Annotated in this window: 12 protein-coding genes; 1 reads left to right on the top strand and 11 read right to left on the bottom strand. The window is 64.5% G+C overall.

Going from position 1 to position 14,096, the window contains the following annotated elements; translation table 11 throughout:
• Positions 1-51: 51 nt before the first annotated feature.
• Positions 52-1,257 carry an ROK family protein gene (locus tag ACFSOZ_RS13620; protein WP_379098519.1) on the top strand — a complete coding sequence of 402 codons (1,206 nt, stop codon included), beginning with the start codon at positions 52-54 and terminating at the stop codon, positions 1,255-1,257.
• Between the two features lie 48 nt (positions 1,258-1,305).
• On the opposite strand, the gene ACFSOZ_RS13615 is transcribed toward ACFSOZ_RS13620, so the two are convergent.
• From ACFSOZ_RS13615 to ACFSOZ_RS13565, 11 genes are all read right to left on the bottom strand, one after another.
• Positions 1,306-3,324 carry a beta-N-acetylhexosaminidase gene (locus ACFSOZ_RS13615; protein ID WP_379098516.1) on the bottom strand — a complete coding sequence of 673 codons (2,019 nt, stop codon included), beginning with the start codon at positions 3,322-3,324 and terminating at the stop codon, positions 1,306-1,308.
• Between the two features lie 21 nt (positions 3,325-3,345).
• Positions 3,346-3,822, bottom strand: coding sequence for a GNAT family N-acetyltransferase (locus ACFSOZ_RS13610; protein ID WP_379098513.1), 477 nt, complete (start codon positions 3,820-3,822; stop codon positions 3,346-3,348).
• A gap of 20 nt (positions 3,823-3,842) precedes the next feature.
• Positions 3,843-4,781 carry an ABC transporter ATP-binding protein gene (locus ACFSOZ_RS13605; RefSeq protein WP_379098510.1) on the bottom strand — a complete coding sequence of 313 codons (939 nt, stop codon included), beginning with the start codon at positions 4,779-4,781 and terminating at the stop codon, positions 3,843-3,845.
• The gene (locus ACFSOZ_RS13600) at positions 4,778-5,593 is read right to left on the bottom strand and encodes an ABC transporter ATP-binding protein (protein ID WP_379098507.1); all 816 of its coding nucleotides are present in this window, start codon (positions 5,591-5,593) and stop codon (positions 4,778-4,780) included. The genes ACFSOZ_RS13605 and ACFSOZ_RS13600 overlap by 4 nt, the downstream gene beginning before the upstream one ends.
• Positions 5,590-6,492, bottom strand: coding sequence for an ABC transporter permease (locus tag ACFSOZ_RS13595; RefSeq protein ID WP_379098504.1), 903 nt, complete (start codon positions 6,490-6,492; stop codon positions 5,590-5,592). The genes ACFSOZ_RS13600 and ACFSOZ_RS13595 overlap by 4 nt, the downstream gene beginning before the upstream one ends.
• Positions 6,489-7,472: an ABC transporter permease gene (locus tag ACFSOZ_RS13590; RefSeq protein ID WP_095091099.1), complete on the bottom strand. Its 984-nt coding sequence runs from the start codon at positions 7,470-7,472 to the stop codon at positions 6,489-6,491. Before ACFSOZ_RS13590 ends, ACFSOZ_RS13595 begins: the two co-directional genes overlap by 4 nt.
• A gap of 182 nt (positions 7,473-7,654) precedes the next feature.
• A complete protein-coding gene (locus tag ACFSOZ_RS13585; RefSeq protein ID WP_379098816.1) occupies positions 7,655-9,358 on the bottom strand; it encodes an ABC transporter substrate-binding protein in 1,704 nt (567 codons plus the stop codon).
• A 350-nt stretch (positions 9,359-9,708) separates the two neighbouring features.
• On the bottom strand, positions 9,709-10,596 hold the full coding sequence (locus tag ACFSOZ_RS13580; protein ID WP_379098501.1) for an ABC transporter permease: 888 nt from the start codon (positions 10,594-10,596) through the stop codon (positions 9,709-9,711).
• Positions 10,593-11,552 carry an ABC transporter permease gene (locus ACFSOZ_RS13575; RefSeq protein ID WP_379098498.1) on the bottom strand — a complete coding sequence of 320 codons (960 nt, stop codon included), beginning with the start codon at positions 11,550-11,552 and terminating at the stop codon, positions 10,593-10,595. The genes ACFSOZ_RS13580 and ACFSOZ_RS13575 overlap by 4 nt, the downstream gene beginning before the upstream one ends.
• A 76-nt stretch (positions 11,553-11,628) precedes the next feature.
• Positions 11,629-13,269: an ABC transporter substrate-binding protein gene (locus ACFSOZ_RS13570; RefSeq protein ID WP_379098496.1), complete on the bottom strand. Its 1,641-nt coding sequence runs from the start codon at positions 13,267-13,269 to the stop codon at positions 11,629-11,631.
• A gap of 39 nt (positions 13,270-13,308) precedes the next feature.
• Entirely contained in the window at positions 13,309-14,085 is a 777-nt protein-coding gene (locus tag ACFSOZ_RS13565; RefSeq protein ID WP_379098493.1) for a DUF427 domain-containing protein, read from the bottom strand.
• Positions 14,086-14,096 lie beyond the last annotated feature (11 nt).

Here is a 14,096-nt window from a genome sequence, read left to right as displayed (position 1 = left end):
ATTAAATCAACTTGATTTGTTTTCTGCGGAAAGTTTGTTGGTAATGCGCACATGACCCCTAGGAAAGCCATCGCTGGCACCAATCTCGAACAGGCCAAGTCACACAATCGCCGCGTGGTGATCGAAGCGATCCGGACCAACGGCGCATTGTCGCGGGCAGCGATCGCTCGCCTGACGGCGCTGAGCACGCAGACCATCTCCAACATTGTCGAGGAACTCGAGCGGGAAGAGCTGCTTCGCGCGCAAGCCACGCTGAAGGGCGCGCGCGGCCAGCCGGCGGTCCCCTATTCGATCAATCCCGACGGCGGCTATTCGATCGGCCTGCAGCTCGACCATCAGCTGGCGGTGGGTGTCATCACTGATCTCTCCGGCACGGTTCGCGCCCGCATCGAGCGCCCGGTCGACCGGCCGACGCCGGCGCAGGCGATGCCCTTGCTGGCCGCGATAGCCGGCGACCTGATGCGCAAGTTTCGTTTCGACCGCAACCGCCTGCTTGGCATCGGCATGGCGATGCCGGGCCCGTTCGACGTCGAGGGCATGACCTCGGTTGGACCGACCGCGCTGCCCGGCTGGCAGGATTTCCCCGTCGCCGAGGAATTGCAGCGGCTGACCGGCATTCCGGTGACGGTCGAGAACGACGCCACTGCCGCCGCCATCGGCGAGCGGCTCTATGGCGTTGCCCGCAACCTCGGCAGTTTCGTCTATTTGTTCATCGGCACTGGCCTTGGCGCCGGCCTCTTCCTTGACGGCCATCTCTACAAGGGCAGCCGCCACAATGCCGGCGAGATCGGCCACACGATCGTCAAGCCCGGCGGCCTCGAATGCGGCTGCGGCAAGCGTGGCTGCCTCGAACGCTATGTCTCGTTGCGCGCCGCCTATGAGTGCCTGAAAATCCCCGACCCCGATCATGCCTCGCCGGAATTGCTCCAGGCATTGCTGGCCAATGGGGACAGCCTGGAAGCATGGGTCGCCCAGGCAATCGATCCGCTGCGCCAGGCCATCAACATGCTCGAACTGGCGCTCGATCCCGAAACCGTGGTCCTTGGCGGCTTCATGCCGGTCGGCGTCATCGAGCTTCTGGCGAGCCGGCTCGACCCCTTGTATCTCTCGGTCAGCTCGACCAGCGCCCGCACCGTGCCGCGGGTCCTTGTCGGCGCTGCCGGCAAGGACACTTCGGTCCTTGGTGCCGCCGCGCTGCCGATCTTCTCCGAGACCAACCCGCAATTCGACGTTCTGCAGAAGCCGCATGCCGGCTAGAGCATGATCCCGAAAAAGTGGGAACCGCTTTTCGGAAAAGGATCATGCTCAAACAAGAAGATTCGCCCCGTAGAGCACCGGCATGAGCCCGGCCAGCGCCTTGAACCTTTCCCAGGATTTCCGCTCCGGCCGCGTCCAGCCGGTTTCCGCTAGCGCCGAGATGCGGGGAAACACCAGCCGGTCGAAGACAGCGCGGTCGGTCATCGGCTCCGACCAGATGCAGGCCTGCACGCCGAGCAGTTTCGTCTTCTGATCGTCCGTCCAGCCCTCGACGGGATCGAAGCCATACAGCTTCTCCGGGTCGGACCAGCCGGCCCAGGCCGCACCCGGTTCCGACCATGCCGGGCTGTTGGCCATGTCGAGGTAGTAGACCTGCCCGGGGCAGACCACCATCGCATAGCCTTCGCCCGCAAGGGCGGCCGAGGCTTCCACCGTCCGCCAGCCGCACAGGTAGCTTTTCTGCTTGTCGATGACGTTGCCATGCGCCGCCTCCTGCCAGCCGCCGGTGATGCAGCCGCGAGATGCAAGGAACGATTGTATGCGCTGGAGAAATTCGGCCTGCAGCACCGCCGCGCCGGAGCCGTCGATCTCATCGGCGCCGTGCGTGTTGGTGACCACGTTGAGGCGCTTGGCATGCGCGGCCGCCAGCCCCTCGCCGCCAACCTCCGTGAGCCGCGCCAGCGCCTGCAGCGAGCCGGACCAGGCGCCCAGCGGCACCTCGTCGGCGCCGATATGGATGGTCTTGAACGGAAACAGCTCGATCAGTTCGTCGAGGATTTTTTCCAGCACATGGTAGGTTTCCGGCCGCGCCGGATTGATGCAATTGTTGGGAAACCCCTGCACCGAGAAATACTCGCCGCCTTCGCCGGGGTCGCGCAGTTCCGGGATCGCCTGCAGCATCGCGTAACAATGCCCGGGCACGTCGATCTCCGGCACGACCTCGATGCCGAGCTGGCCGGCCAGTTGAACGACCTCGCGCACCGCCGCCTTGGTGTAGTAGCCGCCGCTCGGCTCGGGGCCCGAGCCCAGCAAGGGCGGCACCGGCAGCCCATGGCCGCGCCACGCGCCGACCTGGGTCAGTTCCGGATAGGCTGATATCTCGACCCGCCACGCCTCGTCGTCAGACAGATGCCAGTGGAAGCGGTTGAGCTTGTTCCAGGCAAGGATCCGCAGGAAGGTCTTGATCTCGGCCGTTGCGTAAAACTGCCGGGCAACGTCGAGATGCGTGCCGCGCCAGCCGAGCGCCGGCTGATCGCGGATTTCGCCTTCAGTCGGGAAAACAAACGTCTCGGGGTGCGATCGCGCCCCGCGCAGGATCTGGCCGAGCGTCACCAGCCCGTAGAACAGTCCGGTTTTCGTCCCCGCCGAAACCGCGACGCCATCGGCTGAAAAGCCGATCGCATAGGCCTCCGGGCCAAACCCGTCCGCGATGCCGAGCTCGACCGGCAAACCGCCTTCGGCCTCGTTGCGTACGATGCCCTCGACAGTGAACAGGCTGTCGACCAGGGTACCGAATGCACCGGCGGCATCGGCGGCCGCAGCACCGTTCGGCCGAAGTGCCAGGCCTTGTGGAACCGCGCGCCGGCTGGAGACCGCGACGGTTTGCGGCCACGGGATGATCGAGACCGGCACGGGCGCCCGCGCGGGCACCGGATAGATTTCGGCGCCGCGCTTCAACACCGCATTGTCGCCAATCGCTTTGGTCGGAACCGACGCAACAGGGGCTACGGTGCCATCGGCAAGCACGAGGTAGGCAGCCGTGGCGCCGTCGGTCCAGTGCCGCAGCGGATAGCTCAGCCCATGCGCGGTGATGGGCCATGCCTCATTCGGCTCCAGCACGAAACCGTCCGGCGGCGCGAATTCGGAATGGTTGGACAGCCGCTCCGCCAGCCTGCCGCCTTCGACAGTGACGGCCGGATCGATGCGGGCCGGGCCGCTAACGCACAGCGCAAATCCTTCGATCGCCTTCGACGACAAATTGGTGAGCGTCAGTGAATAGGCGAGTTTTTCACTGGCGGTGGCCGGCGCCCAGGTGGTTTCCAGCCGGAATGCGGATTTGGATGTCATGATGAACTTTCAGATGGGAAATCAATCGAGGTTTTTAAGCAGGCCGGCATAAACGCCGGGTTCGGAATCCGGGATCTGCCTGGCGCCGACGGTGCGCTCGTAGAATTCGGACGGGCCGACATCGCCGATGATGGCGTAGCCATAGCCCATGACACGCATGTCGAGCAGCGTGGCCAGCAGCAGCGCGTGGCCGATGCCGGCACCGCGCGCGGCCTCGTCGACGCCGGTCGGGCCAAAAAAGCCACGCGCGATCGCATCGTAGACGGCAAAACCGACCAGCTTGCTGTCGCGTGTCGCCAGGAAGCACGAGACCGGCTGGCGCGAGAACGCCACTGTCGTCTCGCTCGACCAGCCCGGGCTGAATGTCTGCCGCACCCAGCCGGTCACCAGTTCGAGTTCCGGCGCCAGCGCCCGGCGGATGGTGACGGCGGCGCCCCGAATGCGCGCATCGAGTTCGGGATCGGGAGCAAGCAGCGAAAGATTGACGAGATAGTCCATGGAAACCCTGTGATGTCAGTTCAGGAAACGGCGCCCAGCGCGCGGACGAAATGGTTGGGGCCGACCTGATCGACCTTGGCGCAGGATGGCCGGCTCAACCGTCGCACCTCCTCGGCGTGGCCGAGAAAGCGCGCGCTGTCGCCGGCCACGAACGGCCTGTCGGGGTCCGGCACAGCCGAAAGCAGCAGTTGTGTATAGGGATGGCGGGCATTGCCGATCACCGAGAGTGTATCGCCCCACTCGACCATCTGGCCGGCGAACATGACGATCACCTCCTCCGCGACATGGGCAGCGGTGGCGATGTCATGCGTGATGTAGAGCAACGCCAGCTGCCGCTCCTGCTTGATGCGCGCCAGGAGTTCGAGGATGCCGAGGCGGATCGAGACATCGAGCATCGAGGTCGGCTCGTCGGCGACCAGCACGTCGGGCTGCACGGCGAGCGCACGCGCGATGTTGACGCGCTGGCGCTGGCCTCCCGACAGTTCATGCGGAAACTTGTGCGCGGTCAGTGCCGGCTCCAGCCCGACCCAGTTAAGCAGATCGGCGACGCCACGCACCTGCTCCGCCTTGCTTTTGGCGTGGCCATGCAGCGCCAGCGGTCGCGCCAGATGATGCTGCACCGAAAACACCGGGTTGAGCGAGGCGAACGGATCCTGGAACACCATCTGCACCGCGCGGCGGTAGGCCTTTTCCTCGGCGGCCGTGCCGGTCTGCGTGATGTTGCGGCCGCGGTAGAGCATCTCGCCGCCGGTCGGGGTGTCCATGCGCGAAATGATGCGGGCGCAGGTGGTCTTGCCGCAGCCGGATTCGCCGACCAGCGCCAGCGCATGGCCGCCCTTCAGCGACAGCGAGACACCGCGCAACGCCTGCACCGAGCCGAAGCTGCGCTCGATGCCGTCCAGCCTGACGATCGGCTCGGCCGCGATGGTTGCCGGAGGAACAGTCGTCACGGCATTCATGCGATCGCGTCCTTCACCGCGGGGTGGCCGGGCAGTTGTGGGATCGCGCCCCAGAGCTTTCGCGTATAATCGTGCGCAGGCGCGCGGCTGACCTGCCTGACATCGCCGACCTCGACCAGTTCGCCCTTCAGCATCACCCCGATGCGGTGGCAGAGCTGCGCCATCAAATGCAGGTCATGGGTGATGAACAGCACCGAGAAACCATAGCCGCGCTGCAGGTCGATGACCTGCTCGAGGATTTCGCGCTGTACGACCACGTCGAGCGCCGTCGTCGGCTCGTCCATGATGATCAGCTCCGGCTTCAGCGCCAGGCAGATGGCGATGACGATGCGCTGGCGCATGCCGCCTGAGAACTGGTGCGGATAGTCGGTCAGCCGGCTGGCTGGAATGCCGACCAGCTTGAACATCTCTTCGGCACGCGCCCGCGATTTTTCGCGCGACGAGCCGGTATGCCGGCGCAGCACGTCGTGGAACTGCGCCTCGACCCGCATCAGCGGGTTGAGCGAGTTCATCGCGCTCTGGAACACCATGCCGATCCGCCGCCAGCGTACCTCCTGCAGCCGGCTTTCCGGCAGTTTCAAAAGATCCTGGCCGTCGAGCAGGATCTCGCCGCCCGCCACCCAGGCAGGCGCCTTGGCGAGGCGCGTGATGGCGTAAGCGATCGTGCTCTTGCCGCAGCCGGATTCGCCGGCAAGCCCGAACAATTCGCCACGGCCGATGTCGAAGGACACGTTCTTGACCGCGCGAAAGGCACCCTTGTCGAGCAGATAGTCGACGCTGAGGTCGCGGAGTTGCAGCAGCGCCTCGCTCACCGTGCCGCCTCCAGTTCACGCTTGCGCAGCCGGCTGAGGCGCAGCCAGCGGCTGAGCGCCGGGCCGGAGCGCAGCTGCGGATTGGCGATCTCGTCGAAGGTGAAATTCAGCAGAGCGAGGCCAAGGCCGACCAGGGCGATGCCGGCCGCCGGCGCGCTGATGTCCCACCACGCACCGACGATGATTGCGGACGAATTCTGCGCATTGTAGAGCATCGTCCCCCAGGTGACGTTGAGCGGATCGCCGAAGCCGAGATATTCGAGCGTCGTCTGCGCGACGATGGCGTAGATGATCGAGCCGACGATGTTGATGCCGATCAGCGGCACCAGATTGGGCAGGATCTCGACGAAGATGATGCGCCATGAGGGCTCGCCGACCATGCGCGCCGCGGTGACGAACTCGCGATTGCGGAGCGCCATCGTCTGCGAGCGTGTCATGCGCGCGCCCCACGGCCACGAGGTCAGCGCGATGATCATCATGATGGCGACCGGCCCGACCGTGCCGGCGAAGGATGCGAGCAGGATCAAAAGCGGAATGTTGGGGATGACCAGCACCGCATTGGTGATCAGGTCCAGCGTCGCGTCGGTACGGCCGCCAAAATAGCCGGCGACCAGCCCGATGATGGTGCCAAGCGCGGTGATGAAGAGGCCGGTGGCGAAGCCGACGGCCAGCGACGGGCGCGCGCCCCAGACGAATTGCGCATAGACGTCGCGGCCCATCTTGGTGGTGCCGAAATAATGCCCGACGGTTGGCGGCTGGTGCGAGCGGCCGACGCGCTCGCCCGGATCGGTCGGCGCCAGGATCGGCGCCAGCAGCGCCATCAGGCACAGCGCCGTGACGATGATCAGGCCGGCGACGGCCTTCTTCTGCCGCCACAGGAGTTGCCAACCGAAGTTCATGCCCGTTCCTCCCGGATGCGCGGATCGACGACACCATAGAGGATGTCGACCAGCAGATTGGCGCCGAGCGTCGCCATCGTCATCAGCAGCAGCTGGCCCTGGATGACCGGATAGTCGCGCGCGACGCTGGCGGTGAACAGTGTCAGCCCGAGGCCGGGATAGTTGAAGACGATCTCGGTGACGATCGAGCCGCCGAAGACGGCGCCCAGCATCAGCGCGAGATTGGTCAGCACCGGCAGCATGGCGTTTCGCGCCGCGTATGAAAACATCACCGCGGTCTCGCCGAGCCCCTTGGCGCGGCCCATGGTGACATAGTCCTCGCCGAGCACCGATATCATCGAGGAGCGCATCGTCGTCTGGAATTCACCGATCAGATAGGGCGACAGCGTCAGCACCGGCATCACCGCGTGCCAGAAGACACTGCCGAAAAAGGTGAAGTTCAGGCCCGGATCGAGATCGGGATTGTAGGCGTAGCCGACCGGAAACCAGCGCAGCGTCACGCCAAAGGTGAACAGGGTCGCCAGCCCGATGATGACTGGTGGAATTGCGATCAGCACGACAGAAAACGGCGAGACGAACGCATCGAAGCGTCCGCCTCGCCGCCAGGCTGCCACTGCGCCGAGGGAGACTCCGACGCAGAGGGAAAAGATGATCGCCGTGGTGACCAGGAAGGCGGTCCAGCCGGCCGAACGGGCGAGGACCTGGGTGACGGTCTGCGGATAGTATTTCACCGATACGCCGAGATCGAAGCGGGCGAGACCGGTGATGTAGTCGACGAACTGGCCGAGGATCGGCTGTTCGACGGCGCCGAAGCGGGCCTTGATCGCCTCGATCGCCGCCGGTGTCGCGCGCGGCCCGAGCTGCGCGATCATGCCGTCGACCGGGCTTCCCGGCATCAGCCGGGGAACGGTGAAATTCATCACGATGGCAAACAGGAAGGCGACGAAATAGACCCCAAGCCGTCGAAGAGGAATCCGCATCGGCTATTCCTTGTGCTCGGTTGCCTTCTCCGTTCGGCGGAGAAGCTGTCGCAGAAGGCGACGGGCGAAGAAGCGGCTGCAGTCGTTTGTCCATGTCCGGCGTCTGGCCTCGCGGCGACCGCCACCGAAGCCAGACACACGGACCCTTCTCCCCTCACGGGGAGAAGGGCGTACCGATAGGCCTATTGTACCGGCTTCAGGCGCAGCAGATGCATCAACCGCATGCGGTTGTTGTCATGGTCCTCCGGGTTCATCACCGGTTCGTCCTTGGTCACCCAGCCGGTGAAGCGCTTGGTCGAATACTGGTACCAGGTCGGTCCGTTGAACACCGGCACGACCGGGAAATTGTCGGCGATGATCACCTGCACCTGGTCGAACAGCTTCTTGCGCTCCTCGTCGGTGGTTGCCTTGCGGTAGGCGTCGAACACCTTGTCCAGTTCCGGATTGGAGTAGCGCGACGGCGCACTGGTGATGCGCCCGGCAAAGGCCGTCGACAGCGACTGGTAGTAGCCGCGGAACGGCGTCGGACCGTCGGCGCGCGAGTTCATCACCGCATCGAACGAGCCGTCGAGAATCTGCTTTTGCCACTGCTCGTATTCCGGCGTCGCCACCGAGGCGTTGATGCCGGCCTTGCGCAGGCCTTCGGTGGCGATCTGCACGGCGTCGATCCAGTCGGTCCAGCCATTGGGAACGATGATCGAGAAGGCGATCGGCTGGCCCTTCGGCGTGGTGCGCATGCCGTCGGCGCCCTTCTTGTAGCCGGCGTCGTCAAGCACCTTGTTGGCCTTGTCGACGTCGTAGGTCATCCACACATCCTTGTCGCCTTCGGCCGCCTTGTTGCGCCAGGCGTCGAAGCGCGGCGGCAGGCCGCTGGCGTGCAGATTGACCACCGGATAGCCAAACCCGGCAATGTCGACCATCGCGGTGCGGTCCATGACCAGGCTGAAGGCGTGGCGGAAGTTGATGTCGTTGAAGGCTTCGGCCAGCGCGGGATTGGCGGTCTTGAAGTTCATCTGGAAGGCGATGGTTTCCGCCGGCGGCTGCCAGTAGCCATTGTGGTCCTTGTCGAGCGCGACATAGGTCTTGTCGATCTCGGGCAGGAACGAGCCGATCCAGTCCATCGAGCCATCCGGCAGCAATGCCAGCATCTGGTCGTTGCCGGAGATCTGCGGCAGCTTCAGGCAGTCGACATGCAGCGAGGCGGCGTCCCAGTAGTTCGGGTTGCGGCACTGCTCGTAGACCTGCGGCGTGAAGCGGCGGATCTCGGTCATCGGACCCGAGCCGACCGGCTTCTCGTTCTTGAAGGCGAGCGGATCGGCGACATCCTTCCAGATGTGCTCGGGCACGACAGGGAAATCGGCCATCGATTCCGGGAAATGGGTGTCGACGTCTTTCAAAGTGATCTTCACTTCGGTCGGCGAAGGCGCTTCGACCGAGGCAACGCTGCCGCCGACGCCGACAATGTCGACCGCAGGGTTCTTCAGCATCAGCTCGAGCGTGAATTTCATGTCGGCCGAAGTCAGCGGCTGACCGTCCGACCATTTGACGCCGTCGCGCAGCGTGTAGGTGATCGACTTCAGATCGTCGGAGAATTTGTAGCCCGTCGCCAGCCTGAAGATCGGCTTGCCGCTGTCATAGTCGTTGAAGATGACCAGCGGCTCGTAGACGAAATCCATCGTGCTCTGGCGGCGCCCGCCAAGGTCGAACGGGTTGAAGTTCTGCACCCAGCTCGTCTGCTCCTCGATGTGCATGGCGAGCACCGATTCGGCGGACGCAGGCCGTGCACCGAAGGAGAAGGTCGTGGCGATGGTCGCGGCGACGAACGCCGTGCCAATGAACAGCCGCCGGCGTGAAATGGCCGTCGACGGGTCTTGCGGATAACGCATATGCGGGTCTGGCAGCCTGGCAGTCATACTTCATCTCCCATTGTTGATCGGCATTTCCGCCTCTTCGGGCGGGTAACGTAAATCAATTTGATTTAATCCTAGGGGGTAAAGGGGGCCAGCGTCAACGGCCCTGTTTGGCCGTCCCCCATAAAGCGTGCCGCCCCGCCATCGGGCTGGCCGCGAAGATGGAAGGATTTTGTCGACGGAAGGATCGCGATCGCAATGCCGGGGATCGCATCGAGCCCTATCCTGGGCGCTCAGCGCACCCGGCTTCGCAAGGGTCTCGACGGTTCTGACAGTATGACTTTCCGCTCCGCCATCGCCCCGTGATGGCGGAAAAAGATCAGGACCTACACATCGCTATTTTCGAAGGCACCTATGCCTTGTGCGATGAGGTTGGTCGCCATCACCAGGGAAACGATTGCCGCGGAATTGAAGACGACGACCCACCATTTGCCGCCGGTCAGGAAGCCGTAGCCGTCGGCGACGGCCAGCCCCCAGTCGGCGGAAGGCGGCTGGATGCCAAGCCCGAGAAAGCTCAGCGTGGCGATCGAAAAGAACGCGTATCCCAGCCGGGTGACGAGCTCGATCAGGATCATCTCCCTGATGTTGGGCAGTATCTCCAGGAACATGATGGCGAGCGCACCCTCCCCGCCAAGCCGGGCGGCGCTGACATAGTCGCGCTCTTTCTGCTCGCGCACAGCGGCGCGGACGGTCCGCGCCACCAGCGGCGCGTAGGCGATGGCGATCACCAGAATGACGGTCAGGTTCGATGGCCCGATCGCCACAAGCGTCATGGTGACGAGGACGATGAACGGGAACGCCATCAGCGTGTCGAGCAGCCGCGCCCCGATGGCATCGACGAGGCCGTCGAAATAGCCGAGCACCAGGCCGATGATGCTGCCGGTGGCAACGCCGGCAAGCGTGGCGAGCGGCGCAACCAGCAGGATGTCGCGCGACCCGACGACGATGCGGGACAGCACGTCGCGGCCGAGCTGGTCGGTGCCGAACCAGTGCAGCGCATCGGGCGGCGTCAGCATCGCCAGAAAATCCTCGGCATAGGGATCGTAGGGAACGAAGAGATTGCCGAACAGCGCGCAGGCGACCCAGAACAGCAGCACCAGCGAACCGACCACGACCGACGGGGGCAGTCGGGCAAAACCACTGCCGATCCTGCGCACTGCCGGTAGGCCGACCGCGGCGCGTCGCGGGGCGGGAAACTCCGCCAGATCCGTCATGACGATGCCCGGCGGCGTTGCCGCGGATCGAGCAGGGCCAGCACGAGGTCGCCTGCCGCCGCCGAAAGGACGAATATCGCCGCCATCATCAGGACGCCGGCCTCAAGCATCGGGAAATCGCGTGCCTTGGCTGCGTTCAGCACCAGATTGCCAAGGCCCTGGATGCCGAACAGCGCTTCGATCACCACCAGCCCGCCAAGCATGTATCCGGTCTGGGTCGCAAGCACCGCGACGGTCGGCGTCAGCGCATTGCGCAGCAAGTGCCGAAAAATGATCTCGCGCCGCTCGAGCCCTTTCAGGACGGCGGTGCGTGTGTAGTCGGCGGCCATCGCCTCGATCACGCCCGCCCGCGTCATCCGGGCGATATACCCGGCAAGGTTCAGCACCAGCGGCAGCGCCGGCAGGATCAGATAATAGCCATTCGTCCAGAAGCCCGCGCCATCGGGCGCGACGCCTGAGATCGGGAACCAGTTCAGCCACAGTCCAAAAACGATGAGCAGCATCAGGCCGGACACGAAGTCCGGAACGATGCCGAAGGACACACCCGCCATCACGATCAGCCGGTCGATCAAACGGCCGGCATTGAGACCGGCGATGACGCCGGCGCCGACCCCCAGCGGAACGAGGAAAACCAGGATGATCCCGGCAAGCGCCGCGGAGCGCTTGAGGCTTTCCAGCACCAAGAGCGCCACCGGCGCGCGCATCGACAGCGAGGTACCGAAATCACCCGTGAGCGCGTTGCTGAACCAGCGCCAGTACTGGACGAGAACCGGCTGGTCGGCGCCCAGCCGCTTGTTCAGTTCCGCCACCGCCTGCGCGTCGGCAAAGGGCCCGAGCATGACGCGGCCGACATCGCCGGGCAGAACCTGCCCGGCAAAGAAGACCAGGATACTGACCAGCCACAACGTCAGCACAAGTGTGCCCACGCGCGCCGACAGAGTGCGGCCGGTCACCATCGCATCTTGCCGCCTCGCCTGGACCCTGCCCCATCCCGATGCGATCGGGACAGGGGTCTGTTTCGGTATTCCGGCATCATGCCTGGACGAAGGTAACGCGGTCGAGCAGCAGATGCGAAATCGCGGTGAAGCGCACGCCCTCGACCTTGTTGCCGGTGATGCGGCTGTACTGCGAGAAGTAGCTGATGATCACTGGCGTCTCGTCGAGCAAAAGGTTTTGGATCTTGCCGGCGGCAAGACGCTGCGCCTGGAGGTCACGCGCCTTGGAATAGTCGAGCAGCAGGGCATCATAGGACGGGTTGTTGAAATGGGCTGCGTTCCAGGCTCCCGAACTCTTCAGCGTGGCGTTGAGGAAGATGTCGGGTGTGCCGCGGTGGCCGAAATCGGTGATACCGAGAACCGAATCCAGCCAGGGCGAGCTGCCGAAGGTCGCCGAGCCGTAATAGGCGTCCTGCGGCAGAACGTTGAGCTTGACGTCGATGCCGGCCTTCTTGGCGAAGTTCTGGATCAGCACGGCATAGTCGGGAATGTCATAGGCACGCTCGGTGGTCAGCGTCACCTCGAAGCCGTTCGGCACGCCCGCCTCGCCGAGCAGCCGCTTGGCCTCGGCGATGTCCTGCTTGCGCTGCGGCACCGACGGATCGGCCGAGGGGAAGATCGGCGCGAACGGGGTGTCGTTGCCGGCGATGGCACGGCCCTTCAGCAGCCCTTTTACAATCGCCTCGCGGTCAAGGGTGAGCGCCAGCGCGCGGCGGATGCGCTTGTCGGTGAACGGCGCCTGGTCGGTGCGCAGATGCACCTCGTCATGCGAGCTCGCCTGCACGCTGAGCAGCTTGAAGTTGGGATTGCCCTCGATCGCCAGTTCAAGCCGCGTCGTGCTCGGGATGACATCGAGCTGGCCGGCCTGCAGCGCCAGCACCTGGGCCTGCTCGTCGTCAAAGAACTTGATCTCGACGCGGTCAGGCAGCGCCTTGTCGCCCCAATACTCGGTGTTTCGCACGAAGCTGGCGCCTTGCTTGGGACGGAAGGATTCGAGCTTGAACGGGCCGGTGCCGTTGAAAGTCTTCTCGAAATCGCCGGCATAGTCGGCCGGCAGGATGACGGCATTGTAGACGTCGGAGGAGACATAGAAGGGGAAGTTGCTGTTCGGACCGTCGAGGTCGAAGGCGACCGTTTCATCGTCGACCAGCTTGGCGCCACCCTTGGACAGGATGCCCTTGTAGGCCGACAGTGCCGACGAGCCGCTGGCCGGATCGACAAGCCGCTCGAAGCTCGCCACCACGTCCTTGGCGGTAACCGCGCGGCCATCGTGGAATTTCACCCCTTGCCGCAATTTGAAGGTCCAGCGGCTGGCCGTCTCGTCGGCCTCCCAGGACAGAGCGAGCTTCGGCTGCAGCCCGTCCTTCGGATCGTCGAGGATCAGATATTCGCCGACCTGGCTGATCACACCGATGCTGGCCGGATCGGTGACCGAGACGGGATCGATCGCCTTGGTCGGCTGACCGAGGCCGACGCGGACCGTGCCGCCGCCGCCAGCGGCCGCGGCGCGCGCGCCTCCAAGCCCCTGCGAGGCGGCAAAGCCGGTGAGGCCGAGCAGTGCAGCATATTTCAGGAGATCGCGGCGCTTGAGAAAGCCGCCCTGATATTCGTCGACGGCGACATTCCAGATGTCCCCCGACAGATTGCGAAGTGCGTCGATGTCGTTGCGTCCAGTCATGTTGAAACCCCTGTCTGAAATGAAGATTGAAAGAATGCTCTAGGCGACGGGTTCGCCGTCGAGATGGATGCGGTCCACGGCCTGCGGATAGAAGGCGACGAGGCCCTTGATCTTGGGCATCTCGGCGATCGGGTCGCGGTAGCTCCAGGCGATGTCCGGGCGCACCGAGCCGTCGCTCAACAGGCCGGACCAGTAAGAAGCGATGCCCTTGTAGGGACATCGCGTCGTTGTGGCAGACGCCGTCAGCCGCTCCAGATTGATGTCATCCGGATGCAAGTAGAAGCGCGTCGGAAGATGCGTCTCGAACAGCAGCACCGGACGGTGGCTGTCGGCGATCGGTTCGCCGTCGAACCAGACCTGCACATGGCTCGAGCTTTGCAGCACATCGATGCGCGCATAGGGATCGCGGGCATGGACGAAGACCTCCTCGTCCTCCTCGAACCACTGGTCGACAAGCTTCCAGCTGAAGGCGATGCGCCCGGCCAGCGGCGACAGGTTTTCACCCGGCGGCGACACGAACGACCAGGCCGCGTTGGCGCTCCGCCTGTCGCCGGTATCGATATCCCAATAGGCGGTTTCACCACCGACCGCGTGCGGCTCGCGATGCAGTGACGGTTTCAGCACCGAGGCGTCGACCGACGCCACCGGGAAGAAGTAGATCGGCAGGAAATGATTGGAGCGCAGCACCAGCACATTGCGGCTGTCGGCGATGGTGCGGCCGCCGAACTTGACCCGCACACGCTTGGGGCTGTGCAGGACATTGATGAGCTGAGGAGCGGTCGCTTCGCGCGGCTGCAGTCTTGGTGCGGCGGTCATCATCGTTCTCC

The sequence above is a fragment of the Mesorhizobium newzealandense genome (genome assembly GCF_042682145.1).
GTDB lineage: Bacteria > Pseudomonadota > Alphaproteobacteria > Rhizobiales > Rhizobiaceae > Mesorhizobium > Mesorhizobium newzealandense.
This window is presented reverse-complemented; position numbering and strand designations above follow the sequence as displayed.

Bases quoted from the DNA above. Each gene is read 5' to 3' on its own strand.
- ACFSOZ_RS13620 (WP_379098519.1), top strand. From the start codon at position 52: ATGACCCCTAGGAAAGCCATCGCTGGCACCAATCTCGAACAGGCCAAG.
- ACFSOZ_RS13615 (WP_379098516.1), bottom strand. From the start codon at position 3,324: ATGACATCCAAATCCGCATTCCGGCTGGAAACCACCTGGGCGCCGGCC.
- ACFSOZ_RS13610 (WP_379098513.1), bottom strand. From the start codon at position 3,822: ATGGACTATCTCGTCAATCTTTCGCTGCTTGCTCCCGATCCCGAACTC.
- ACFSOZ_RS13605 (WP_379098510.1), bottom strand. From the start codon at position 4,781: ATGAATGCCGTGACGACTGTTCCTCCGGCAACCATCGCGGCCGAGCCG.
- ACFSOZ_RS13595 (WP_379098504.1), bottom strand. From the start codon at position 6,492: ATGAACTTCGGTTGGCAACTCCTGTGGCGGCAGAAGAAGGCCGTCGCC.
- ACFSOZ_RS13590 (WP_095091099.1), bottom strand. From the start codon at position 7,472: ATGCGGATTCCTCTTCGACGGCTTGGGGTCTATTTCGTCGCCTTCCTG.
- ACFSOZ_RS13585 (WP_379098816.1), bottom strand. From the start codon at position 9,358: ATGCGTTATCCGCAAGACCCGTCGACGGCCATTTCACGCCGGCGGCTG.
- ACFSOZ_RS13580 (WP_379098501.1), bottom strand. From the start codon at position 10,596: ATGACGGATCTGGCGGAGTTTCCCGCCCCGCGACGCGCCGCGGTCGGC.
- ACFSOZ_RS13575 (WP_379098498.1), bottom strand. From the start codon at position 11,552: ATGGTGACCGGCCGCACTCTGTCGGCGCGCGTGGGCACACTTGTGCTG.
- ACFSOZ_RS13570 (WP_379098496.1), bottom strand. From the start codon at position 13,269: ATGACTGGACGCAACGACATCGACGCACTTCGCAATCTGTCGGGGGAC.
- ACFSOZ_RS13565 (WP_379098493.1), bottom strand. From the start codon at position 14,085: ATGACCGCCGCACCAAGACTGCAGCCGCGCGAAGCGACCGCTCCTCAG.